Source organism: Sphingomonas sp. SRI_018, assembly GCF_057586275.1.
The window spans coordinates 1,179,974-1,204,220 of the sequence record NZ_JBYCZO010000001.1 but is presented as its reverse complement, the minus strand read 5'-3'; the positions used below and the strand labels follow the sequence as shown (position 1 = coordinate 1,204,220).

The window sequence follows — 24,247 nt, the reverse complement described above, 5'->3', positions numbered from 1 at the left end:
CGAATTGCGTCGGACGCAACGCTTCCCTATCGGCTCAGCATGCTCGCCGGCCTGATTTTTGCGACCGAAGATGCGGAGGACCAGCCCGGCACGCTGGCGGCCACGCTGCCGTTCGGCGGGTCGACGCTGATCGAGTATCAGGCGCGGCTGCTGGCGGCGGTGGGCGTGCGGCATCTGCTGGTGGTGGTCTCGCGGGTGACTCCGGCGCTGCTCGGCGCGACCAACCGCATCGGTGGCAAGGGCATGACGGTGGACGTCGTGCGCACCGCGCGCGAGGCGGCGGCCAAGGCGCATCCGCTTTCGCAGCTCATCGTCTTTGCCGACGGGCTGGTGACGACCGACGCGGTGGTCGAATGGATCGCGTCCGAGGCTCATGAGGCGCTGCTGGTCGCGCGCGACGGCGACGACGGCGCGGCGGGGGTGGAGCGGGTCGACAGCTCGCACAGCTGGGCGGGGCTGGCGCGCGTGCCGGCGGTGCGGCTCACGGACGTCGCCGTGATGCCCGAGGATTATGATTTCCAATCGACCCTGCTCCGCCATTCCGCGCAGGCGGGCGCGGTGCAGCTGCTGCTGCCGCCGGCGACCGGGCGCACCCGCCACGGCGTCGAGCGCAATGCGGCTGCGCTGCTTCGCCGCTCGAAGTCGGTGCTGGCCGCGCTCGGCGATCGGCGGACGGCGTGGGTCGACCGCTTCGTCTTCACGCCGATCACCGGCTGGACGCTGCCGCAGCTCGTCGCGCGCAGCGTGCCCGGGTGGGCGCTGCTGGCGGCGGGGGGCGTGCTGACGCTCGGCGGGCTGGTGTTGCTCTACCGTCTGATGGCGTGGCCGGGGCTGGCGCTGATCGTGGTTGCGACCGCGGCCTTCTCGACCGGGTCGATGCTGAGCTGGCTGCGCGGCGAGGATGCCCGTGCGCGACTCCAGGAGCGGGCGATCGGGGCGGTGGCGGCGCTTGGCGCGTTGCTGCTCGGGTTCGCGGCGTGGCGCGGGTCAGGCGATACGGCGGGGATTGCGCTGGCGGTAACGCTGATCGGACTGGTCGCGCTCGTCGAGCGCGTGCCGGCCGAGCGGCAGCGCTGGTGGGGAACGCCTGGCGCTTATCCGTTGCTGCTGCTGCCGTTCGTGGTCGTCGGTTATCCGACGCTGGGATTGGTAGCGGCCGTCGTCTACGCGTTCGCCTCGCTCGCCCGGGCAATTGAGGACAGCCGGCAAAAGGCTTAGGCCCCCATTAACGACAGTCGGCATAGCAGAGAGCCATGTCGGAGATTTCCGAAGGCATTGCGGGAACGATCGGCCCCGATGCGCAGGCATTGCTTGCGCGGGCTGCCGGCGCGGAGGCGCGCGGGCGGCGGGCGCTGCGTGCGGCCATCGACGACGCCTTTCTCGCGCCTGAAACCCGACTCGACGATCGCGCGCGGATCGCGCTGATCGGCCTTGTCGACGCGCTGGTGACCGCGATCGGGCAGGACGTCCGCGATCATGCGGCGCGGGTGCTGACCGGGCGCGGCGAGGCGGGGCTTGCCGAGGCGTTGGCGGCCGGCTCCGTCGCGCTTGCCGATCGGCTGGCCGGAGCAGGCGTGCTGCGCGATCCCGATCTGGTGGGCGAATGCCTGGCGCGGGTGCGGTGCGAGCTGATCGCCGCGGCGCTGCCGGCCGAAGCGCCGGCCGATCCTGATACGCCGAGCCTGGTCGTGCGCCTTACCGGCAGCACCGATCCTGTCGTGGCCGAGGCTGCGACGGCGGTCCTGGCGGGCGAGAGCCAGCGTCGCGCGATCGCGGAGGGCGGCGTGGTGAACGCCTCCGGCCTGCCGCCGGCGATCCATCGGCGATTGACCTGGTGGGTCGCCGCCGCGCTGCGCGAAGCCGCCGCAGCGGCGGCCGGCGATGCGCCCTCGATGCTCGATCGCGCGGTGATCGAGGCGGCGCTGCGCAACATCGCGGCCAACGAAGGGCAGGACCGGCTGGAGGCCGCGGCGATGCGGCTTGCCGAGGCGATCGATGCGCAGGCCGACGAGTTGCCGACTTTGCTCGACGAAGCCTTGCGCGATCGACGCGTCAGCCTGATGATCGCGTTTCTCGCCCATGCGCTGGGCGTCGACTATGAGATGGCGCGCGAGATCGTGCTTGATCCGACCGGGGAACGGCTGTGGCTGTCGCTGCGTGCGCTGGAGCTGCCGCGGCCGGCGATCGCGCGGGTCGGCTATCGGTTGTGCGAGGCCGACGGGCGGCGGGATCTCGATGGTTTTGCCGACATGCTCGACGTCGTCGCCGGCCTCGATCCGCGTAGCGCGCGCCGGGCGATCGCGCCGCTGACGCTGCATCCGGAGTTCCGGACAGCGCTGGCGGCGCTCGATGGGGGGCGGCCGTGAACGCGGTCGACACCACGCTGGTCCCGGTGATGGCGCGGATCGACGCGGACGGGCGGCTGGCGAGCGCGGAGCCGCGCCTGATCGATCTCGTCCGCCGCGCCGGTGGCGATCTGGGCGCACCGCTGCCTATCCCCGAGCTGGCCGCGCTGGCGCGGCTGGCGGTGCGGCTCGGTATCGCCATCGCGCGCGAGGTGACGGTGGCGGACGGATCGGACGATCTCGACCTGCTGGTCCGCGCCGAGCCCGATGCCGAGGGCGTCACGCTCGCCGCAAGCGGATGGTATGCGCGGCCGGCGTGGCGCGCGCCGGCGCCGGCCGTCCTGCCCGTCGCCGATCCGGTGGTGGGCGAAGACGACTGGCGGTGGGATGCCGATGCGGCTCTCAGGATCACCTATCTCCAGCCCGATGCGGGGCGGCGCTATGGCTTCGATGCGGCGGCGGCGCTCGGCGAGCCGCTCAATCGCCTGTTCGTGCTGGCGGAGGACGAGCAGGGTGCCCTTCCGATCCTGAATGCGGTCGCGGCGCAGATGCGTTTCGACGGTCAGCAGGCGGAGCTGCGCGGCACCGGGCGTCGCGTGCGGCTGTCGGCGGCGCCGCGGATCGACCAGCAGGGGCGGTTCGCGGGTTTCGTCGGCGTCGCGCATATGCTCGAGGACGTGACCGCCGATGATGATGCTCCGGCTGCGGCATTTCCGGAGGGTTTCGGTACGGAGCTGGGCCGTGCGCTGAGAGCGCCTCTCGAGCGGATCATCGCCAATGCCGACAGCATGAGCGCGGAGATCGAGGGGCCGCTCGCGGCGAGCTACACCGATTATGCGGGCGATATCGCCGCGGCGGGCCGGCATTTGTTGGGACTGGTCGACGATCTGGTCGATCTGGAGGCGGTGGAGCGCGAGGACTTCGCGATCCAGCCTGAGCCGATCGACCTGGCCGATGTCGCGCGGCGTGCGGCGGGGCTGCTCGCCGTACGAGCGGCCGAGCAGCGCGTCCATATCGACAAGCCGGAGGCGGAGGAGGCGCTGCCGGCGACCGGCGATTTCCGGCGCGCGTTGCAGGTGATGGTCAACCTGATCGGCAATGCCATGCGCTATTCGCCGGCAGGCGGCACCGTCTGGGTGCGGTCGGGCCTTCAGGGCAGCGCGGCGTGCGTGATCGTCGCGGACCAGGGCAAGGGCATCGCCCCCGAGGACCAGGCGCGCATCTTCGAGAAGTTTGAGCGGGTCGACGGGAGCGAGCCGGGCGGCAGCGGGCTCGGCCTCTATATCTCGCGGCGGCTGGCGCGGGCGATGGGTGGCGACATCCTGGTCGACAGCGCGCCGGGGCAGGGAGCGCGGTTCGTCTTCTCGTTGCCGGGGCGGTGATTCCATTCCTCCCCAAGCTTGCTTGGGGAGGGGGACCGCCGAAGGCGGTGGAGGGGACGACGGCGAAGCCGGCGCTGCGCGCCACCCCTCCACCACGCGACTGCGTCGCGCGGTCCCCCTCCCCGAGACAAGCTTAGAATCAGCGCTTGTCGATCGGAACGTAATCGCGCTCGGTCGGCCCCGTGTAGAGCTGGCGCGGGCGGCCGATCTTCTGGTCGGGATCGGAGATCATCTCGTTCCACTGCGCGACCCAGCCGACCGTGCGGGCGAGGGCGAACAGCGCGGTGAACATCGTCGTCGGGAAGCCGATCGCCGACAGGATCACGCCCGAATAGAAATCGACGTTCGGGAACAGCTTCTTCTCGATGAAGTAATCGTCCTTGAGCGCGATCTCCTCGAGCTGGAGCGCGACGTCGAATACCGGGTCGGAGACGTTCATCGCCTTGAACACCTCGCGCACCGTCTTCTGCATCACGGTCGCGCGTGGATCGTAGTTCTTGTAGACGCGGTGGCCGAAGCCCATCAGGCGGAACGGGTCGTTCTTGTCCTTGGCGCGCGCGATATATTCCGGGATGCGCTCGGGCTTGCCGATCTCGCGCAGCATGTTGAGCGCCGCCTCGTTGGCGCCGCCGTGCGCGGGGCCCCACAGGCAGGCGATGCCGGCCGCGATGCAGGCGAAGGGATTGGCGCCCGACGAGCCGGCGAGGCGCACGGTCGAGGTCGAGGCGTTCTGCTCATGGTCGGCATGAAGGATGAAGATCCGGTCCATCGCCTTCTCGATCACCGGATCGACGACATAATCCTCTGCCGGCACGCCGAAGGTCATGCGCAGGAAGTTGCCGGTGTAGGAGAGGTCGTTCTGCGGATAGAGGAACGGCTGGCCGATCGTGTACTTGTAGGCCATCGCCGCGATCGTCGGCATCTTCGCGATCAGCCGGTGGCTGGCGATCATCCGCTGGGTCGGATCGGTGATGTCGGTCGAGTCGTGGTAGAAGGCCGACAGCGCGCCGACCACGCCGCACATCACCGCCATCGGATGCGCGTCGCGGCGGAAGCCGCGGTAGAAGGTCGCGAGCTGCTCGTGCAGCATCGTGTGACGGGTGATGGTGTGGGTGAACTTGTCGAGCTCGTCCTTGCTCGGCAACTCGCCGTTGAGCAGGAGGTAGCTGACCTCCATGAAGCTCGAATGCTCGGCGAGCTGGCCGATCGGATAGCCGCGGTGGAGCAGCACGCCCGCGTCGCCGTCGATGTAGGTCAGCGCCGATTCGCAGCTCGCCGTCGAGGTGAAGCCGGGATCGTAGGTGAACATCCCCGACTCGCCGTAGAACTTGCGGATGTCGATCACATCCGGACCCACGCTGCCCTTGCGGACGGGGTAGTCGTGGTTGCCGATCGCGATCGCGGGTTTGTCGGCGACTTCGCTCATGCGCGCTGTCCTTTTCTCTGTCCGGCCCAGGTGTTCAGGCCATGTGATCGGCGATCCGGGCCAGGCTCTCCTCGCGCCCGAGCAGCTCGAGCACGTCGAAGATTCCGGGCGAGGTGCGTCGACCGGTGAGCGCGGCGCGCAAGGGTTGCGCGACCGCGCCGAGCCTGATGCTCGCGGCCTCGGCGACCTCGCGGACCGCCGCTTCGAGCGCCTCCGTATTCCAACTCTCGACGGCGTCAAGTGCTGCATGGACCCGCGCGAGGACGGTGCGTGCCTCGCCTTCGAGCAGCGGTGCGGCGTCGGGCTCAATCCCTAGTGGGCGGGTGCGAAATAGAAAAGCGGCGCCGTCCGCCAATTCGAGGAGATTGGCCGCGCGCGGCTTCAATGCAGGCATGGCGCGGCGCAGCAATTCGCGATGCGAATCCGTGACTTCGAAGTCGAGCTGGCCGGCAACCAGATCGGCTAGCCTGCTATCGTCTGCGGCGCGGATGTAATGACCATTCAGGTTCTCGAGCTTCTTCAGATCGAACCGTGACGGTGATTTTCCGACGCCATCGAGGTCGAACCAAGCGACCGCCTGCTCCTTCGAGATGATCTCGTCGTCGCCATGGCCCCAGCCGAGGCGGAGCAGATAGTTGAACAGCGCCTCGGGCAGCACGCCGAGCTCGTCGCGATAGGCGTCCACGCCGAGCGCGCCGTGGCGCTTCGACAGCTTGGCGCCGTCGCCGCCGTGGATCAGCGGGATGTGCGCATAGGTCGGCTCCGGCCAACCCATGGCGTGAATGATAGTGAGCTGGCGGAAGGCGTTGTTGAGGTGATCGTCGCCGCGGATGATGTGGGTCACGCCCATGTCGTGATCGTCGACCACCACCGCGAGCATATAGGTCGGCGTGCCGTCCGAACGGAGCAGGATCATGTCGTCGAGCTCGGCATTGGCGACCGCGACTCGGCCCTGCACCAGGTCTTCGATCACCGTCTCGCCGTCGCGCGGGGCCTTGATCCGCACGACGAACGGGCGGTCGGGCGCGGTGGAGGGGTCGGCATCGCGCCAGGGGGACTGGAGGCGGAACGGCCGGCGCTCGCGCTCGGCGGCGGCGCGCGCCTCGGCGAGCTCCTCCTGGGTCATGTAGCAGCGGTAGGCGGCGCCTTTCTCGACCAGCTCGTTCGCGATCTCGGCGTGACGCTCGACGCGAGTCGACTGGAACACCGGCTCGTCGTCCCAGTCGAGGTCGAGCCAGCTGAGACCGTCGAAGATGACGTCGATGGCTTCTTTGGTCGAGCGCGCCTTGTCGGTGTCCTCGATGCGGAGCAGCGCCTTGCCGCCGTGATGGCGCGCATAGAGCCACGAGAACATGCCGGTGCGGGCATTGCCGATGTGGAGGAACCCCGTCGGCGACGGGGCGAAACGGGTGACGATTGCGGAACCGGACGCGCCCGCGCCCGAAGTCGATGTTGCGCCCAAGCGCGCATGCTCCCAGACTGTGAATTCAATGGCCAGCTCAGCCGCCGCGCCCCCTAGCACGCACCCTCCGCGGCGCCAAATCGTGTCCGATTGGCTCGGCCGGGTGGGGGCGGTGGTCGAGCGGTGGCTGGAGGCGGAGCGTGACCAGCTCGTCCTGTGGCTGCCGGTGGCGGTGGGGGCCGGGATCGCCGCCTGGTTCGCGCTGCCTGATGCCGGACAGTGGACCGCGGTGGTGCTGGCCGGGCTCGGCATTGCAGCGGCGGGGGTAGTGCTGCCGGTCGGCGCGCGTGCCGGACGAGCGCTGCTGGTCGGCGGGATTGCGGTTGCACTGGGGTGCGGCCTGGCGTGGTGGCGGGCGGAACGCGTTGCGGCGCCGGTACTGGCGCGGCCGGCGATCACGCGCTTCACCGCGCGTGTCGAGCGGGTCGAGCCGCTGCCGGCGCGTGAGCTGGTGCGGTTGCGGTTAGCGCCGGTCGATGCGGTCGGGCTGCCAACGCATGTGCGGGTGAACCTGGCCGAGGCCGATGTGCCGCAGGGCCTGACGCGGGGCGCAGTGATCCGGCTGCGCGCGCGGCTGATGCCGCCGCCGGGGCCGGCCGTGCCTGGGGCTTATGACTATACACGCGTTGCCTGGTTCGATCGCATCGGTGCGACCGGACGCGGATTCGCGCCGGTGGAGGTGGTGAAGGCCGGTGACGTGCCGGGGACAGACCTGCGCGCGCGGCTGTCGGCGCATATCCGGAGTCGCATCGAGGGGGCGGGCGGAGGCATCGCGGCGTCGCTCGCTACCGGCGATCAGGGCGGCATTCCCGAGGAGGATGCCGAGGCGATGCGCCAGTCCGGACTTGCCCATCTCCTGTCGGTGAGCGGGCTGCACATCACGGCGGTCGTCGGTGCGACGATGCTGCTGGTGCTGCGGCTCCTGGCGTTGAGTCCCTGGCTGGCGTTGCGTTTCCGCTTACCGTTGATCGCGGCCGGCGCGGGCGCGGTGGCGGCGATCGGCTATACGCTGCTCACCGGCGCGGAGGTGCCGACGATCCGAAGCTGCGTCGCGGCGCTGCTGGTGCTGGCGGCGCTCGCGATGGGGCGCGAGGCGGTGACGCTGCGGCTGGTGGCCGCCGGGGCGCTGGCGGTGATGCTGCTGTGGCCGGAGGCGGTGGCGGGCGCCAGCTTCCAGCTTTCGTTCGCAGCGGTGACCGCGATCGTCGCGCTGCATGAAGGCGGGCGGGTGCGCGGCTGGTTCGTCCCGCGCGAGGAGGCGCGGTGGCGCAGGATCGGGCGGGGATTCGCCTCGCTGCTGCTGACCGGCATCGTCGTCGAGCTGGCATTGATGCCGATCGGGCTGTTCCACTTCCACAAGGCCGGCTTCTACGGCGCGCTCGCCAATATCGTCGCGATTCCGCTCACCACCTTCGTGGTCATGCCGCTCGAGGCGCTGGCGTTGCTGCTCGATCTGGGTGGTCTGGGTGCGCCGCTGTGGTGGCTATGCGGGCGGGCGCTCGACCTGCTGCTGTGGATCGCCCGGACCACTGCCCATGCGCCGGGCGCGGTCGCGGCGCTGCCCGCCATGCCGCGGGGCGCCTTCGCGCTGATGGTGACGGGCGGGCTGTGGATAATGTTGTGGAAAACCCGTTGGCGGTGGTGTGGATTGGCTCCACTCGTATTCGGAGCCACCTGGGCGCTGGCGACGCCGGCGCCGGACCTGATCGTCACCGGCGACGGGCGGCATCTTGCCATCCGCACGCAGGGCGGCGGGCTGGCGCTGCTGCGCGAGCGGGCGGGGGACTATGTCCGCGACGTGCTGAGCGAAGGCGGAGGCGTCGACGGCGAGTTGCCGGTGCTCGACGATGTCGCGGGTACGCGCTGCAATATCGACCTGTGCCTGACGGAGCTGGAACGGGGCGGGCGGCGGTGGCGGGTGCTGGCGACCCGGTCGGCGTATCTCGTCGATCCGCGGCCGCTGATCGCCGCCTGCCGGACGGCGGACGTCGTCGTCAGCGATCGCCGGTTGCCGCAGGGCTGTACGCCACGCTGGCTGAAGCTCGACCGCAGCTTCCTGGCGCGGTCGGGCGGGGTGACGCTGACCTTCGATCCGCCCAGGGTGAGGACGGTCGCCGCGTCCGCCGGCCGCCATCCCTGGATCCGGCCCGCCACCGTCCTGCCGCCTCGCGATCGGCAGGCCTCGGGTGCGGGTCAGTAGCGGCGGAGCAGGCCGGCGAGCTTGCCCTGCACGCGCACCTGGTCCGCCGCGTAGCGCTGCGGATCATAGGCGCGGTTGGCGGGATCGAGCCGGATCATCGCGCCTTCGCGGTAGAAGGTCTTGAGCGTTGCCTCGTTGTCGTCGATCAGCGCGACGATGATGTCGCCGTCGCGGGCGACGTCGGTGCGGCGGATCAGCGCATAATCGCCGTCGAGAATACCCTTCTCGACCATCGAGTCGCCGGCGACCTCCAATGCATAATGCTCGCCTGCGCCGAGCAGCGCGGCGGGGACCGGCAGCATCGTCGCACCCTCCAGCGCCTCGATCGGCACGCCGGCGGCGATGCGGCCGTGCAGCGGGATCTCGATCACGTCGTTCGCCGGCTGCGGCAGGCGCGAAGGCGCCGTCGGTTGGACAGTTTTGGCCGCCTTCTTCGCTTCGGGGCGCTCGGGCATCTTGATGACCTCGAGCGCGCGGGCGCGGTTGGGCAGGCGGCGGAGGAAGCCGCGCTCCTCCAATGCGCTGATCAGGCGGTGGACGCCCGACTTGGACTTGAGGTCGAGCGCCTCCTTCATCTCCTCGAACGAGGGCGACACGCCCGTTTCCGCCAGGCGATCGGCGATGAAGCAGATGAGCTCGTGCTGCTTGCGCGTGAGCATTCGGTCCCTCCGTCCAGAACAGACACGGAACGTTTATGGATTGTTCCCCGTCCTGTCAAGCGAGGTCGAGGATTTCCGCCGAGTCGCCTTCGACCGCCGCCGGCGCATGGGGCGGGCGGACGATCAGGCAGGTCGCGCGGGCGAGGGTGCGGAGCATCGAGCTGTCCTGGATGCTGGAGGCGTAGGCGCGGCCGCCGCGCAGCTCGGCGCGGAGATAGTCGGCGCGGGAATCGTTGGCGGGGAGCGGCTCGCCGAGCGGGACGGTGCGGGTGCGGGGGAGGGGATCGGCGGCGCCGGACAGGGCGGCAACCAGCGGCTTCAGGAACAGCGTGGCGGTGACGAAGGCGGAGACGGGATTGCCCGGCAGGCCGAGCACCACCGCATCCTTCAATCGCCCGGCCATCATCGGCCGGCCGGGACGCACCGCGACCTTCCAGAAGTCGATATCGGCGCCGGCGGCCTCCAGCGCGGGGCGGACGAGGTCGTGGTCGCCGACCGATGCGCCGCCGGTGGTGACGAGGATGTCGGCGTCGACCGCGGCGAAGGCAGCCGTAAGCACGTCCAGGCGATCGGGGAGGATGCCGAGCGGGACGACCGCTACCGGCAGATCGGCGAGCATCGTCGCCAGCATCAGCGCGTTGACTTCGTGGACCTGGCCGTCGCGAAGCGGTGCGCCGTGCGGCACCAGCTCGTCGCCGGTGGCGGCGATCGCGATGCGGATCGGGCGGCGGACGGCCAGCTCGGCATGGCCGCCCAGCCCCGCCAGCGCGGCGCGGGCGGGCGTGATGCGTTCGCCATTCGCAATGAGGACATCGCCCTCGGTGAAATCCAGCCCGCGTCGCCGGACGCTGCTGCCGGGGCGCAGCGGGCCCTCCCCGATGAGGTGGATCGTGCCGGCGCGGTCCTCTGCTTCCTCCTGCACGAGCACGGCGTCGGCGCCTGCGGGCATGACCGCGCCGGTGAAGATGCGCACCGTCTCGCCCGCGTCGATGCTGCCCGCATGGGGGTGGCCGGCGCCGCTCTCGCCGATCAGGCGGAATGGACCGGGGAGGTCGGCGAAGCGGATGGCGTAGCCGTCCATCGCGGAGAGATCGGCCGCAGGTTGGGTGCGGCGGGCGCGGACGTTCTCGGCCGCCCAGCGGCCGGCGGCGGCATGGAGCGATACGCGTTCGCTCGCGACCGGCGATGCGAGGGCCAGCAGCCGCGCCTGCGCCTCGGCGACGGGGAGGAGGGGAATCATCGGCCGATCCGTGGCAGGGGCTGGGACCGATCGACATCCAGATGCGTCGTGCGACCAGCTCCAAAGTAAAGGGAGACGCGCTTCATTCTTTCACTTTGCTCCACTTAATTCCGCAGCTGCGTCACGGTAGCCGGGCGGGACTCAAGCAAAGCAAATCCTATTAGGAAAGCGATTTGTCGGCCTGGTATGGCATCCATTCTGTTGACAACGGACGAGCCATTCGAGTCGGTGGCCGACTGGCAGGCGGCTGGCCGCACGGCTCTGGGAGGGCGCCGGAAACCCGCGGAAATCCGTCGAAGGTCACGAAAGTCATAGGTAGAACGGCCCCCCGTCCGGACGAGGCTTTCCGGTGCCGGGGCCGCCGAAAAGTTGACGAAATTGACTCAGGTCACGTGTTTGCGCGCCGTCCCCCCGGACACGGCGCAGAGGCGACGGAATCGCGACAGCGACGCATCGGGGACGCGACATCAGGGTGACACCGAGGCAACACCAAGGCGACGCTAACGCGACACCGACGCGACACCGACGCGACACCGACGCGACATGGGCGAGATCTACAGAATCAAAGAACGGCCCGGCGCTCGCGCGGCTCGGAGCGGGCGAGCCAAGCAGGCGAAATCCTACATTGCAAGGGCGGGCGCCTCAGGGGCTGTCGACCTTCACCCCTCCCCTCCAGGGGAGGAGTGCAAGAGCTGCCGGCGGATTGCTGAACGTCAACACACCCTAGGTTGCAAGTGGTGATGACGAGCGGGAGCCTATCCGATTCGGTTGGCGACGCAGCCATGTCGATCGGCATCCTCCCTTCCGCCAGCCTCGGCTGCCATCCCCCCTGGCAGGGGAGGATCGAAGCCGAGCCACCATCGGCGCACCGACCGCACGAACGCTGTGGCCTTTCGCCATCGTCCCGCTAGGGTCCGCCGCATGACTGCCCTACTCCAGCCCGATCGCGGCCAGGCCGCGCGTTCCATCATCGTCGTCCATCCCGACAATTGGGCCGAATGGCTTGCCGCCCAGCCGCCGCGGGTTCGCGCTACCGTTGCCGCGCATCGGCTCACCGGCAAGGCCGGCAATCGCGCGGTCCTGCCCGGCGAGGGAGCGGAGGACTGGTCGATGCTGCTGGTCTGCGACGAGGCGCCGGGCTCGCCGTGGCGCATCGCCTCGCTCGGCGAGCAGCTTCCCGAAGGCACCTATCGGCTGGCCGAGGGTGAGGTCGGCGCGGCCGGGCTCGGCTGGGTGCTCGCGCAGCATCGGTTCGATCGCTACCGCAAGGAGGAGAATGGCGTCGGGCCCCGTATCCTGCTGACCGGCGATCCGGCGGCGATCGAGGAAACCGAGCGGCTCGCCGCCGCCACCGCGCGGGTGCGCGACCTCGTCAACACCGCGGCCGCCGATCTGGGGCCCGAGGAGCTGGAGGCGGAGGCCGCCGCGCTCGCCAAGACGCATGGGGCGACCCTCACCGTCACGCGGGGACGCGAACTGGAGGCCGGCTATCCTATGGTCCACGCGGTCGGCCAGGCCGCCGCCAAGGGGCGCGAGCCGCGGCTGATCGAGATCGAATGGGGCCGGCCCGATCACCCGCGCGTGGCGTTGGTCGGCAAGGGCGTGGTGTTCGATTCGGGCGGGCTCGACATCAAGCCGTCGGCGGGGATGCGGCTGATGAAGAAGGATATGGGCGGCGCGGCACATGTCCTCGCGCTCGCCGAGCTGGTGATGCAGGCGCATCTGCCGGTGCGGCTGCATCTGTTGGTCCCGGCGGTGGAGAATGCGGTGTCGGGGGCGAGCTTCCGTCCGGGCGACGTGCTGAGGTCCCGCAAGGGACTGACGGTCGAGAACACCAATACCGATGCCGAAGGCCGGCTGATCCTGGCCGATGCGCTCGCCAGGGCGGTCGAAGCCGAGCCGGAGCTGATCCTCGATTATGCCACGCTGACCGGTGCTGCCCGCGTCGCGCTCGGGCCCGATCTGCCGCCGCTATTCGCCAACGACGATACGCTGGCCGAGGAGCTGCTCGCCGCCGGGCGCGACGAAGGCGACCCCTTGTGGCGGCTGCCGCTGTGGGACGGGTATGACGAGATGCTGAAGTCCGACATCGCCGACTTGGTCAACGCGCCGGACGGCGGCTTCGCGGGGGCAGTGACGGCGGCGCTGTTCCTGCGGCGCTTCGTGCCGAAGGAGATCGCCTGGGCGCATATGGACGTGTTCGCCTGGCGGCCGGCGGCCAAGGCGGGACGGCCGAAAGGGGGCGATGCGTTCGGCCTCAGGGCGGCGTGGAAGGTGCTGAAGACGCGCTATCCGCGGGGTTGACGCTACGGCGCTCGTGCCGGTTCCGATGCGGCGATGCCGAGGTCTTTGCAGTCCCGGCTATTTGTCGCATGACGAGCCTTGATGACCTACCAGCACATCCTGAGCGAGCGGCGCGGCGACGTGCTCGCCATCACGCTGAACCGGCCGGAACGGCTCAACGCGGCGCCGCCGGCGATGTTCGACGAGATCGGCGCGGCGCTCGAACGGCTCGACGGTGCGCGGGCGGTGCTGATCGGCGGGGCGGGGCGCGCGTTCTGCTCGGGCGCGGATGTCGCTGGTGGTGCGCTCAGCGCGGGTGATCCGGCGGAGGCGACCTATCGTGCGCTGACCGAGCATTACAATCCGGCGCTGCAGGCAATCGCGGATCTCGGCGTGCCGGTGGTCAGCGCGGTGCGCGGGCCGGCCGCGGGCATCGGGTGCAGCCTGGCGCTGGCGGCGGATTTCTGCGTCGCGAGCGAGAGCGGCTATTTCCTCCAGGCGTTCGTCAACATCGGGCTGGTGCCCGACGGGGGCGCGAGCTGGATGCTGCCGCGGCTGATCGGGCGGGCGCGGGCGGCGGAGATGATGATGCTGGGCGAGCGGGTGCCTGCTGCCAAGGCGTTCGAATGGGGGATGATCCACAAGGTGGTCGCGGACGAGACGTTGGAGGCGGAGGCGCTTGCCCTTGCCGAGCGGCTTGCCGCGGGGCCGACCGTGGCGCTGGGGCTGATGCGGCGGGGGCTCGCCCATGCGCTGGACTCCACCTACGCCGAGGCGATGCAGCGCGAGGCCGAGAACCAGCGTGCCGCGCGCCGCTCGGCGGATTCGATGGAGGGGGGCATGGCTTTTCTTGAGAAGCGCAAACCCGCCTTTCGCGGCGCCTGAAAATCTCTACATCCTGGCTCTATGGCGACTCATTCCACCAAGATGCTCATCCTCGGCTCGGGTCCTGCGGGGCTCAGCGCCGCGATCTACGGCGCGCGCGCGGGCCTGGAGCCGATCGTCGTCCAGGGCATCCAGCCCGGCGGCCAGCTCACCACCACCACCGACGTCGAGAATTATCCCGGCTTCCGCGAGGTCATCCAGGGCCCCTGGCTGATGCAGGAGATGCAGGCGCAGGCCGAGCATGTCGGCACGCGGATGATGTGGGACACGATCGTCGAGGTCGACCTGTCGCGCCGGCCGTTCCGGCTCGTCGGCGACGGCGGCGACGTCTATCTCGGCGACGTGCTGGTGATCGCGACCGGCGCGCAGGCGAAATGGCTCGGTCTCGATTCCGAGGAATCACTCAAGGGAAAGGGCGTAAGTGCCTGTGCGACCTGCGATGGTTTCTTCTATCGCGGCAAGAAGGTGGCGGTGATCGGCGGCGGCAACACCGCGGTCGAGGAGGCGCTGTACCTCACCAACCATTCGCCCGACGTGACGCTGATCCATCGCCGCGATTCCTTGCGCGCCGAGAAGATCCTGCAGCAGCGGCTGTTCGCCAATGACCGCATCAAGGTGGTGTGGAACAAGGAGGTCGCGCGTTTCCTGGGTGCCGGCGAACCGGAGGGGCTTGTCGCGCTGGAGCTGCGCGATACCGTCACCGGCGAGCTGTCGCGGCTCGACGTCGAGGGCGGCTTCGTCGCGATCGGGCACCATCCGGCGACCGAGCTGTTCCGCGGACATCTCGAGCTCGACGAGGATCACTACATCAAGGTCGAGACCGGCTCGACGCGCACCAGCGTGCCGGGCGTGTTCGCCTGCGGCGACGTGATGGACAAGGTCTATCGCCAGGCGGTCACCGCCGCCGGCACCGGCTGCATGGCCGCGCTCGACGCCGAGCGCTTCCTGGCCGAGGCCGAGTTCGAGGTCGCTCAGGCAGCCGAATAGGCGCGCACCGCCGCCAGCACGCACTCGTGCAGCCACGCCTTGTCGGCGGCGGAGGCGAAGCTGTGACTGGCGGAATCGAGTGACTCGATCGTCACCGGCGGAGGCGAGGGGAGCCGGCGCCAGGCGTCGCGGAAGGCGATGGCGGTGTTGTCGCGCTCGGCGAGCAGGATGGTCGCGGCGCAGCCGGCGAGGCCGGAGGCCATGTCAGCGGCGATCGAGCCCGCTTCCTTCGATCGACCGGTGGATACCTTTCCCAAGCCCTTGGCTAATTTGAGAAGATTGACGCCGCCGCGTGCCAGCCGCAGCCATTCGCGCGGGTCGCGGAGCTTCTCGGCATAGCGCGCGCGGATCGCCGCTGCAGCGGGGAGGGCATCCGCGGTCCCACCGGTCCAGGGATTGGCGAGGATCAGCGAGTCGATGCCGGTGACGGTGTGGAACAGCGCGAGCGCTGTCGCCGCATCGCAATTGCCGAAGCCGATGAGGCGCGTGATGCCCGTTTCCGCGACGAAGGTCGCGGAGGCGGCAGCGATGTCGGGCGCCGAGCTTTCATAGCCGGCATTAAGGCCGCTCGAATCGCCGATCCCGCGGCGATCGAAGCGGAACACAGGGATGCCTTCGGCCGCGACCGCTCCGGCGAGCTCGGCCATGCCCCGATGGGCGCCGATGCGGATCTCATTGCCGCCGGAGACGATCAGCAGTCCGGTTCTGCCTGGCGCCTCGTCGAGCGTGCCGATCAGCGTCTCGCCCGCGCAGGGGAAGGAGATCAGCCTTCGCAATTTCGCACCCAATGGGCGATATCGTCAGCAAGGGCTTCAGCAAGAACGGGATCATTGTCCGGTTCCGCCCTGCGCCACAAGGGCGTGCCCGGCAGTTTCAGGTCCGCCGGCTTGGGATCGTTGTCGAGGCGGACGACGCGGGTGGCGACATGCGGTGTCGGATGCGCTTCGACCAGTTCGGTAAGGAACGCGTCGGAAACGTCGTTTCCGGCGATGGTCGCGCCATCCCCGGCCGTACGCAGGCGTTCGAGTTCGCGGAGCTGAGCCGGGCCGTCGAGCGGGGCCAACTGCCAATGGCTCGCTGCCGCGGTCCCGGGCACGAGTGCGCCGCCGCGCAGGCTCACTGCATGAACGCGCCTGAACGTCTCGAAAGCGGCACGCCAGTGCTCGAGCCGGACCGCGTTGACAGGTGTCAGGCTCTCGCCTGTCCCCGGCAGGTCGGGCAGCACGGACGCGATCCCGCGCCGGGCCAGACCCCGCGCCATCGTCACGATCAGCGCGCGGGTCCTGTTGGCCTCCTCGAACAGCGGCTGGGCGAACACCACGACCGGGCCGTCGGCGGGGCCGAAGCGCAACATCGCCTCGCGCCCGCCGGCCCAGTCGTAATGGCCGATCACTTGAGCGCTTTCGCCACCGCGAAGCGGGTGAGGGCGCCGAAGCTTTCCAGCGTGTCGGCGTCGATGTCTTCGTCGTCGATGATGATGCCGAGCCGATCCTCGAGCTCGGTCAGCACGCCGGCCACCGCCATCGAATCGAGCTCGGGCAGCGCGCCGAACAGCGGCGTCGTCTCGTCGAACGCCGCCGCGCGCTCGGCGCTGATGCCGAGCACGTCGCTGAGCACCGCGCGCACGGTTTCGATCACTTCGCTCGTGCCTTCGGGACGCACGTCAAACCCCCACCAGAGAATTGGTGCGGCGTTAATTGGTGCGGCCGAGCTTGCCAAGGGCGGGCGCTGTGCGAAGAAGGGACGATGGTGCCGCTCGACCCCACGCCCCGCCCGATCGACTCGCTGCCGTCGCGCGGCCGGCCCGAGGACGTGGCGCTGGAGGATCGCGCGGGCACGCTGAGCTTCGTCGAGCTGGAGCGGGCTGTGGCGGAGCTTGCCGGCTGGCTGGCGGGGCGGGGGCTCGCGCCGGGCGAGCGTATCGCGAGCTGGCTCCCCAAGACGCGCACCGCCTGTCTGCTTCCGCTGGCCGCCCCGCGTGCCGGCCTCGTGCATGTGCCGATCAACCCGGTGCTGAAGCGGGCGCAGGTGGCGCATATCCTCGCCGACAGCGGGGCCGCGCTGCTGGTGACGCAGCCGGCACGCATCGCCGCGCTCGAGCCGGACGACGCCGCCTGCCCAATCGTCGTCGAGGAGGAGCTGACCGGCGCCGATCCGCTGCCGCCGTCCTCCGCCGATCCGGACGGGCTGGCGGCGATCCTCTACACCTCGGGCTCGACCGGGCGGCCCAAGGGCGTGATGCTGAGCCATGCCAATCTCTGGCTCGGCGCGATCAGCGTGGCACATTATCTCGGGCTTTCGGCCGAGGATCGCGTGCTCGGCGTGTTGCCGCTGAGCTTCGATTATGGGCAGAACCAGCTGCTCTCGACCTGGGCGGCGGGGGCGCGAGTGGTCCCGCTCGACTATCTCACGGCGCGGGACGTGGTGAAGGCGGTCGGCCGCCATGACGCCACCACGCTCGCCGGCGTGCCGCCGCTGTGGGTGCAGCTGCTGGAGGCCGACTGGCCGGAGGAGACGGCGGCGAAGCTCCGGCGGCTCACCAATTCCGGCGGCGCTTTGACGCCACGGCTGGTGCGGAGCCTGCGCGAACGGTTCCCGGCGGCCGATCTCTACCCGATGTACGGGCTCACCGAGGCGTTCCGTTCGACCTATCTCGATCCCCGGCTGGTTGATGCCCATCCGGATTCGATCGGCCGCGCCATTCCGTTCGCCGAGGTGATGGTGGTGCGCCCCGACGGCGCGCGCGCTGCGCCGGGCGAGCCGGGGGAACTGGTCCATGCCGGTCCGCTGGTCGCGCAGGGCTATTGGCGCGATCCCGAGCGGACGGCGTCGCGCTTCCGGCCGGCGCCCGCATGGTCGCGCTATGGCGGCACGGCGGCATGGTCGGGCGATACGGTTGTGGAGGACGAGCAGGGGCTGCTTCGCTTCGTCGGGCGCGACGACGAGATGATCAAGTCTGCCGGCAACCGTATCAGTCCGACCGAGGTGGAGGAGGCGGTGCTCGCCGGCGGCGAGACTGGTGAGGCGGCGGCGTTCGGCGTGCCCGACGAGCGGCTGGGCCAGGCGATCGTGGTGGTCGCGCGGGGTGACGGGATGCGGGAGGAGGAGCTGCGTGCTCGTTTGCGGCGCGATCTGCCGAGCTTCATGCAGCCGGCGCGCTATGAGTGGCGTGAGGCCTTGCCGCGTAACGCCAACGGCAAGCTCGACCGGACGGTGCTGCGAAACTCCCTCTCCCCACTGGGGAGAGGGCCGGGGAGAGGGGGCGGTGTCTCACCGAGACCAGCGCCTGCCGCACTGCCCCTCTCCCAACCCTCTCCCCGGGGGGGGGAGGGCTTTAAGCCGATAGGGCCAATTCCGCCCGAATTCGCGGGGCAGGCGCGGCTGGCGATCGGCGGGCGTGACGCCACAGAGTGGGCCTCAGAAGGCACGCCGGTATTCGTTTACGACATGGCGATCGTCTCCAGCCGGATCGGCAGGCTCCGCGCCGCGCTGCCGGCCAAGATCGACATCCATTATGCTATAAAGGCCAATCCATTCGTTCCGCTGCTTCAGAACATCTCTGAACTCGTCGACGGCCTCGACGTCGCTTCGTCGGGCGAATTGGCGAAGGCGCTTGCGGTCAAGCCGGCGACGACGATCAGCTTCGCGGGGCCGGGCAAGCGGGATGAGGAATTGGACGCCGCGATTTCCGCAGGCGTCACGATCAACCTCGAATCCGAGGGCGAGGCGGAGCGGGCGCTGGCGCTTGCCGAACGCCTTGGCATCACGCCGCGCATGGCGGTGCGGGTGAATCCGGATTTCGAGCTGCGCGGTTCCGGCATGAAGATGGGCGGGCGGGCCTCGCCGTTCGGAATCGATGCTGTGCGCGTGCCGTCGCTGGTCCGGCGACTGGTCGGCGCGGGCGTCGACTGGCGTGGCTTCCATATCTTCGCCGGTTCGCAGTCGCTCGATGTCCAGGCGATCATCGAGACCCAGGCTGCGACGCTCGCGTTGGCGGCTCGGCTCGCCGACGATGCTGGCACCGCGCCGCCCTTGGTCAATCTGGGGGGAGGTTTCGGGATTCCCTATTTCGCCGGCGACGTCGCGCTCGACGTCGAGGCGATCGGCGCCGCGCTCGGCGAACGGCTGGCGGCGCGGCCGGCGATCCTCGGCGGCAGCCGCTTCGCCATCGAGCTCGGCCGCTGGCTGGTGGGGGAGGCGGGCGTCTATCTCACCCGCATCGTCGATCGGAAGGAGAGCGGCGGCGAGACCTTCCTCGTCGTCGACGGGGGACTCAACCACCAGCTCGCTGCCACCGGCAATTTCGGAACGGTGGTGCGCCGCAACTATCCGGTCGCGCTCGCCCGTGACGTCATGGGGTCGGCCGCGGAGACGGTCTCGATCGTCGGGCCGCTCTGTACGCCGCTCGACCGACTCGCCGACCGCATCGCTTTCCCAAGGGCGGAACCGGGCGATCTGGTCGCGGTCTTCCTCGCCGGCGCCTATGGCGCCACGGCCAGTCCCGCCGCCTTCCTCGGTCATCCGCCGGCGCGGGAAGTGATCGGTAGCCAAGCCTAACGCTATCTTTACCTCCTCGCCCGCATAGCAGCCCGCAATCTGCGTGAGGTGCAGGTGCGAGACGTCGCACCGGCCGCCCCCCGCGCCAAAAGGGTGATGCGATGCGTCTTGGTGCCAAGTCCCGGAAATTGCTGGGCGTGATGATCGTGCCGCTGGCGGCCTCCGGCTGCGCGGGCGGCGGTGCTCACCCGCAGCTTCCCTCCGCCCAGTTCGTCGCCAAGCAGGAGGGGCCGGGCGAGGAATATGTCATCGGGCCGATGGACCAGCTCCAGGTGTTCGTCTGGCGCAATCCGGAGCTGAGCGCGAAGGTGCAGGTGCGCCCCGACGGCCGCATCACCACGCCGCTGATCAGCGACATGCCCGCGGTCGGCAAGACCCCGGCGATGCTGGCCGACGACCTCAAGATCGCGCTCGGCGAATATATCAAGGACCCGATCGTCTCAGTGATCGTCGAGAATTTCTCGGGCACCTACAGCCAGCAGATCCGCGTGGTCGGCGCGGCCGAGAAGCCGGCCTCGATCCCCTATCGCGCCAACATGACCTTGCTCGACGCGATGATCGCGGTCGGCGGCCTCAGTGAGTTCGCCAACGGCAACGGCGCGCGGCTGGTGCGGTTCGACCGGAACACGGGCAAGCAGACCGAATACAACGTCAAGCTCAAGAACCTGCTGAGGAACGGTGACGTCAAGGCGAACGTCCGGCTGGAGCCGGGCGATGTCGTCATCATCCCGGAAAGCATGTTCTAAGCCGTGGGCGGGCTCTACGAAGAATTCCGCGCGGCGCTCCACGCGGTCTGGATCCGGCGCTGGATCGCGCTGGCGGTGGCCTGGGCATTGTGCCTCATGGGCTGGCTGGTGGTCTCGCAGATCCCCAACCAGTATGAATCGCGGGCGCGCGTGTCGGTGCAGCTGCGCCAGGTGCTGCCGACCCAGAATTCGGCCGAGCAGGCCAAGGACATCGACCGCCTCCGCCAGACGCTGACCAGCGCGGTCAACCTCGAGAAGGTCGTGCGCGGCACCGACATCGGCAACACCGTCGCCAACGACCGCGACATGGCCGACCGCATCGGCTGGCTGCAGAAGGCGATCAAGATCACCTCGACGCAGGACAATCTGTTCGAGCTGTCCGCGACGATCGGCAGCGGCGGCGCCTCCGACGCGGCCAACGCCAAGCTGGCGCGGGCGGTGGTGCAGAAGCTGATCGACATCTTCGTCGAGGACAATCTCGCCAACAACCGCGACGAGACCAGCCAATCGCTGCAGTTCCTCGACCAGCAGCTCCAGCAGCGCCAGCGCCAGCTCCAGGAGGCGGAGGCCAAGCGCGCCGACTTCCAGGCGAAGTTCCTCGGTTCGCTGCCCGGCACCGGATCGCTCGACGAGCGCATCGCCGCCGCGCGGAGCCAGCTTGCGCAGATCGAGGGCGACCTGGCCGCAGCGCAGTCGAGCCTGGCGGCGGTCAACGGGCAGATGACCGGCACTTCGGCCACCATCGCAGGATCGGGCGGCACTGCAACGGCCGGGCCGGCGCGGGCGCGGGTCGCGGCGATCCAGGGCCAGCTCGCCGAGGCGCGCGGCCGCGGCTGGACCGACAGCCATCCGGACGTGATCGCGCTCAAGAACCAGCTTGCGGTCGCCCAGGCGGCGGCGAAGAACGAGCCGTTGAGCGCGGGCGGGGCAGGGGCGTCGCAAAACCCGCTCTATCTGTCGCTGAAGTCGATGCAGGCGGACAAGGCGGCGCAGGTCGCCGCGCTCCAGCAGCGCAAGGCGCAGATCATGGGCGATCTCTCCACCTTCGAGGCGAAGATGGGGCAGCAACCCGGCGTCGCCAGCGAGCAGGGGGCGATCGACCGCGATTACCAGGTGCTGAAGGACCAGTACGCCAAGCTGCTCGCCGACCGCGAGCAGGTGAAGCTGCAGAGCCAGATCCAGACGCAGACCGACGCGATCAAGTTCAGCGTGATCGATCCGCCGACCAGCCCGCGCGCGCCGAGCGCGCCCAACCGGCCGTTGTTCATCACCGCGGTGCTGATCGCGGGGCTGTGCGGCGGCGTCGGTGCCGCCTTCGCGCTCGGCCAGCTCCAGCCGACCTATTCGACCGCGAGCCGGCTGGAGCGCGCGAGCGGGCTGCCGGTGATCGGCTCGATCGGCGAGGTGGTGACCGAGGCACAGCGGGCACTCCGCGCCAAGCGGCTCAGGCTGTTCGCGGGAGGCGTCGGCGCGCTCGGCGCGGCTTGGGTGCTGCTGGTCGGTCTCGAATTCTTCCAGCGGGGGATGGTCGCCTGATGAATGACGCCACGCCTCGCCGCCTGTCGGGGTCGCTGCTCGAACGGGCGGCGGCGATCTACGACCTCACCCCGGCCGCGATTCCCGCCGTTGCCGAGCCGCAGCCGGCCGCCGTCCCGGTTGCCGATCCCGAACCGGTGATCCGAACCGGCTTCGCGGCCGAGGGGCCGGTCGTCCGCCGCGTCGCCTCGATCGACCGCGAGGTGCTTGCCGCGGGCGGAATGCTGGTGCCGGGCGCGTCGGTGACGGCGCTCGCCGAGGAATTCCGGCTGGTGAAGCGGCATCTGCTGCTCACGGCGCGCCAGATCGCCGGCAGCGATGCGCAGAAGTCGCGCACGATCCTGGTCTGCTCGGCACGGCCCGACGATGGCAAGACCTTCTGCGCGGTCAACCTCGCGCTGTCGCTGGCGGCGGAGAAGGACGTCGAGGTCGTGCTGGCCGATGCCGATTTCGCCAAGCCGGACATCCTGAACCGGCTCGGCATCGATGCGACCGGCCCCGGGCTGCTCGATGCGCTTGCGGATGCGGCGCTCGACGTCGAGGAATGCATCATCGACACCGACGTGCCGCGCCTGTCGGTGCTGCCTGCCGGCGCGCGGACGAACAGCGATACCGAGCTGCTCGCCAGCGCCCATGCGCTCGTGGTGCTGGAGCGGCTCGCCTCGGCCAGTCCGCGTCGCATCGTGATCTTCGATTCGCCGCCGGCGCTGTCCGCGTCGTCGGCCTCGGTGCTCGCCGGCCATGTCGGGCAGGTGATGCTGGTCGTCCGCGCCGACCGTACCGGCGAGAGCGAGCTGCGCGACGCGGTAGCGCTGCTCGACGGGTGCGAGCATCTCCAGCTCGTCATCAACTCGGTCGCCTTCCAGCCGGGCGGGCGCCGTTTCGGCGGCTATTACGGGCAGGAGAGCGCGGCGTGATTCGTTCAGCTCTCCCGGCAGCATTGGCGGCCGCGCTGATTGCCGCCCCGGCGGGGGCCCAGCAGCAGCGTGACGTCACGCCCTATATCGAGGTCGGACAGGTACTGACCGCCGATCTCCAATCGGGCGATGTGCTCACCTACAGCAGCGTCGCGGCCGGCGTGGACGCGTCGATCCAGACGCGGCGCGTCGAGGTGCAGCTCAGCTACAAGTACGAGCACCGCATCGCCTGGGACAAGGATCTCGCCGACGAGAACGTCCATTCCGGCCTCGCTCGTGCGGCGGTGCAGGTGGCGCGCGGCGTGACGCTGGAGGGCGGGGCGCTCGCGACGCGGGCGCGGTCGGACATCCGCGGCGATGCGCCGGGCAATCTCGCCGGCAATGTCCGCAACGTCAGCCAGGTCTATTCGGCCTATGCCGGCCCGACCGTCGCGACCAAGGCGGGCGACGTCGACGTCAACGCCGCCTATCGCTTCGGCTACACCAAGGTCGAGGCGCCGAGCCTGCCGGCGGTGATTCCCGGCCAGCCCGAGCTCGACAATTACGACGACGCGACCAACCATCTCGCCACCGTCAGCGCCGGGGTGCGCGCGGGCGCGGTGCTGCCGGTGGGTCTCAGCGTCTCGGGCGCCTGGGCGCGCGAGGACGTGAGCCAGCTCGACCAGCGCTACGACGGCAAGTACGCGCGCGGCGACATCGTGGTGCCGGTGACTACCGAACTCGCCGCGGTCGCCGGTGCCGGCTACGAGAAGATCGAGATCAGCCAGCGCGATCCGCTGGTCGATCCCGCGACGGGCCGGCCGGTGCAGGACAACAACGGCCGCTTCGTCACCGATCCCGCCTCGCCGCGGCGGATCGCCTATGACACCGATGGGCTGTTCTGGGATGCGGGCGTCGTCTGGCGGCCGAGCCGCCGGACCATGCTGGAGGCGCGCGTCGGCCGCCGCTACGGCACGATGAGCTACACCGGCTCCTTCTCGCATCAGATCAGCGCGACCAGTGGCGTCCAGGTCGGCGTCTACGACAGCGTCGACAGCTTCGGCCGCGGGCTCGGCCGGGCGCTGGCGGACCTGCCGACCAGCTTCGACACCGGCTCCGACCCGTTCGGCAGCCAGTTCAACCGCTGCGTGTTCGGGCGGCAGGGCAGCAATGCCGGTGGCTGCCTCAACCCGCTGCTCGGATCGGTCACCACCGCCAACTTCCGCTCCCGCGGGGTGGTCGCGGTCTATTCGCGCAACTTCGGCCGCAACCGCTTCGGCGTGGGGCTCGGCTACGACAACCGCCGTTACCTGCTGCCGCCGGGGATCATTCCGGGCGTGTCGCTCGACGGCGTGACCGACGAGACCTGGTATGCGCAGGTTTCCGCGGGACGGCAGCTCAGCCGGCGCTCGTCGATCGATGTCGATGGGTATTTCAACTATTTCGACAGCGGCCTGGCCGGCGCGCCCGACGTGTGGGGCGGCGGGGCGACCGCCAGCTACAACTACAGCTTCGGCCATCTGAGCGCGATCGCGTCGCTCGGCCTCTACGCGTTCGACCAGGACATCCCCGGCACCGACACCGACCTCTCGGCGCAGGCCTTGCTGGGGATGCGCTACTCATTCTGACGGGATCGGGGCCGC

At 69.8% G+C, this 24,247-nt stretch carries 19 protein-coding genes and 1 pseudogene; 13 read left to right on the top strand and 7 right to left on the bottom strand.

What is annotated here, in order from left to right:
• Window positions 1–39 precede the first annotated feature (39 nt).
• Genes AC2YHA_RS05700 through AC2YHA_RS05690 form a run of 3 tightly spaced genes read left to right on the top strand, consistent with a single transcriptional unit; the run spans window position 40 to window position 3,727 of the window.
• Window positions 40–1,218, top strand: a complete 1,179-nt coding sequence (locus AC2YHA_RS05700; protein WP_487400691.1) for a hypothetical protein — start codon at window positions 40–42, stop codon at window positions 1,216–1,218.
• 35 nt (window positions 1,219–1,253) lie between these two features.
• Complete coding sequence (locus tag AC2YHA_RS05695; protein ID WP_487400690.1) at window positions 1,254–2,366, top strand: DUF2336 domain-containing protein; 1,113 nt, start codon at window positions 1,254–1,256, stop codon at window positions 2,364–2,366.
• Entirely contained in the window at window positions 2,363–3,727 is a 1,365-nt protein-coding gene (locus tag AC2YHA_RS05690; protein WP_487400689.1) for a sensor histidine kinase, read from the top strand. The genes AC2YHA_RS05695 and AC2YHA_RS05690 overlap by 4 nt, the downstream gene beginning before the upstream one ends.
• A gap of 139 nt (window positions 3,728–3,866) precedes the next feature.
• Here AC2YHA_RS05690 and AC2YHA_RS05685 read toward each other — a convergent pair whose 3' ends face one another.
• Together AC2YHA_RS05685 and gltX are read right to left on the bottom strand one after the other, a co-directional pair.
• Window positions 3,867–5,153: a citrate synthase gene (locus AC2YHA_RS05685; protein ID WP_233782261.1), complete on the bottom strand. Its 1,287-nt coding sequence runs from the start codon at window positions 5,151–5,153 to the stop codon at window positions 3,867–3,869.
• A gap of 34 nt (window positions 5,154–5,187) precedes the next feature.
• Window positions 5,188–6,615, bottom strand: a complete 1,428-nt coding sequence (gene gltX / locus AC2YHA_RS05680; protein WP_487400688.1) for a glutamate--tRNA ligase — start codon at window positions 6,613–6,615, stop codon at window positions 5,188–5,190.
• 28 nt (window positions 6,616–6,643) lie between these two features.
• On the opposite strand from gltX, the gene AC2YHA_RS05675 reads away from it, so the two are divergent.
• Window positions 6,644–8,815, top strand: a complete 2,172-nt coding sequence (locus tag AC2YHA_RS05675; protein ID WP_487400687.1) for a ComEC/Rec2 family competence protein — start codon at window positions 6,644–6,646, stop codon at window positions 8,813–8,815.
• Here the strand turns inward: AC2YHA_RS05675 and lexA are convergent.
• Together lexA and AC2YHA_RS05665 are read right to left on the bottom strand one after the other, a co-directional pair.
• Window positions 8,809–9,474, bottom strand: coding sequence for a transcriptional repressor LexA (gene lexA / locus AC2YHA_RS05670; protein ID WP_487400686.1), 666 nt, complete (start codon window positions 9,472–9,474; stop codon window positions 8,809–8,811). The two genes, AC2YHA_RS05675 and lexA, sit on opposite strands and share 7 nt — an antisense overlap.
• 55 nt (window positions 9,475–9,529) lie before the next feature.
• Window positions 9,530–10,711: a molybdopterin molybdotransferase MoeA gene (locus AC2YHA_RS05665; protein WP_487401709.1), complete on the bottom strand. Its 1,182-nt coding sequence runs from the start codon at window positions 10,709–10,711 to the stop codon at window positions 9,530–9,532.
• A 924-nt stretch (window positions 10,712–11,635) separates the two neighbouring features.
• Between AC2YHA_RS05665 and AC2YHA_RS05660 the strand changes: the two genes are divergently transcribed.
• The 3 genes from AC2YHA_RS05660 (at window position 11,636) to trxB (ending at window position 14,869) form a co-directional block, all read left to right on the top strand.
• A complete protein-coding gene (locus AC2YHA_RS05660) occupies window positions 11,636–13,018 on the top strand; it encodes a leucyl aminopeptidase family protein (RefSeq protein WP_233782265.1) in 1,383 nt (460 codons plus the stop codon).
• Between the two features lie 81 nt (window positions 13,019–13,099).
• Window positions 13,100–13,882 (top strand): enoyl-CoA hydratase-related protein, encoded by a 783-nt coding sequence (locus AC2YHA_RS05655; RefSeq protein WP_487400685.1) that lies wholly within the window; start codon window positions 13,100–13,102, stop codon window positions 13,880–13,882.
• Window positions 13,883–13,903: 21 nt separating this feature from the next.
• On the top strand, window positions 13,904–14,869 hold the full coding sequence (trxB, locus tag AC2YHA_RS05650) for a thioredoxin-disulfide reductase (protein ID WP_487400684.1): 966 nt from the start codon (window positions 13,904–13,906) through the stop codon (window positions 14,867–14,869).
• On the opposite strand, the gene AC2YHA_RS05645 is transcribed toward trxB, so the two are convergent.
• From AC2YHA_RS05645 to AC2YHA_RS05635, 3 genes are read right to left on the bottom strand one after another with little or no spacing between them, the layout of a single operon-like run.
• Window positions 14,854–15,645 carry a hydrolase 1, exosortase A system-associated gene (locus tag AC2YHA_RS05645; RefSeq protein WP_487400683.1) on the bottom strand — a complete coding sequence of 264 codons (792 nt, stop codon included), beginning with the start codon at window positions 15,643–15,645 and terminating at the stop codon, window positions 14,854–14,856. The two genes, trxB and AC2YHA_RS05645, sit on opposite strands and share 16 nt — an antisense overlap.
• Window positions 15,633–16,262 (bottom strand): alpha/beta hydrolase family protein, encoded by a 630-nt coding sequence (locus AC2YHA_RS05640; RefSeq protein ID WP_487400682.1) that lies wholly within the window; start codon window positions 16,260–16,262, stop codon window positions 15,633–15,635. The genes AC2YHA_RS05645 and AC2YHA_RS05640 overlap by 13 nt, the downstream gene beginning before the upstream one ends.
• Window positions 16,259–16,531 (bottom strand): acyl carrier protein, encoded by a 273-nt coding sequence (locus AC2YHA_RS05635; protein WP_233782270.1) that lies wholly within the window; start codon window positions 16,529–16,531, stop codon window positions 16,259–16,261. Before AC2YHA_RS05635 ends, AC2YHA_RS05640 begins: the two co-directional genes overlap by 4 nt.
• A gap of 84 nt (window positions 16,532–16,615) precedes the next feature.
• On the opposite strand from AC2YHA_RS05635, the pseudogene AC2YHA_RS05630 reads away from it, so the two are divergent.
• The 6 genes and pseudogenes from AC2YHA_RS05630 to AC2YHA_RS05605 form a co-directional block, all read left to right on the top strand.
• Window positions 16,616–18,100, top strand: a pseudogene (locus tag AC2YHA_RS05630) (acyl-CoA ligase (AMP-forming), exosortase A system-associated); the annotation flags it as partial.
• 63 nt (window positions 18,101–18,163) lie between these two features.
• A complete protein-coding gene (locus AC2YHA_RS05625; protein WP_487401708.1) occupies window positions 18,164–19,426 on the top strand; it encodes a pyridoxal-dependent decarboxylase, exosortase A system-associated in 1,263 nt (420 codons plus the stop codon).
• 101 nt (window positions 19,427–19,527) lie between these two features.
• Window positions 19,528–20,172 (top strand): XrtA/PEP-CTERM system exopolysaccharide export protein, encoded by a 645-nt coding sequence (locus AC2YHA_RS05620; protein WP_233782271.1) that lies wholly within the window; start codon window positions 19,528–19,530, stop codon window positions 20,170–20,172.
• A 3-nt stretch (window positions 20,173–20,175) separates the two neighbouring features.
• Window positions 20,176–21,708, top strand: coding sequence for an XrtA system polysaccharide chain length determinant (locus AC2YHA_RS05615; protein WP_487400681.1), 1,533 nt, complete (start codon window positions 20,176–20,178; stop codon window positions 21,706–21,708).
• Entirely contained in the window at window positions 21,708–22,625 is a 918-nt protein-coding gene (locus AC2YHA_RS05610; protein WP_487400680.1) for an AAA family ATPase, read from the top strand. Before AC2YHA_RS05615 ends, AC2YHA_RS05610 begins: the two co-directional genes overlap by 1 nt.
• Window positions 22,622–24,232 carry a hypothetical protein gene (locus tag AC2YHA_RS05605; protein ID WP_487400679.1) on the top strand — a complete coding sequence of 537 codons (1,611 nt, stop codon included), beginning with the start codon at window positions 22,622–22,624 and terminating at the stop codon, window positions 24,230–24,232. The genes AC2YHA_RS05610 and AC2YHA_RS05605 overlap by 4 nt, the downstream gene beginning before the upstream one ends.
• The last annotated feature ends 15 nt before the right edge of the window (window positions 24,233–24,247 follow it).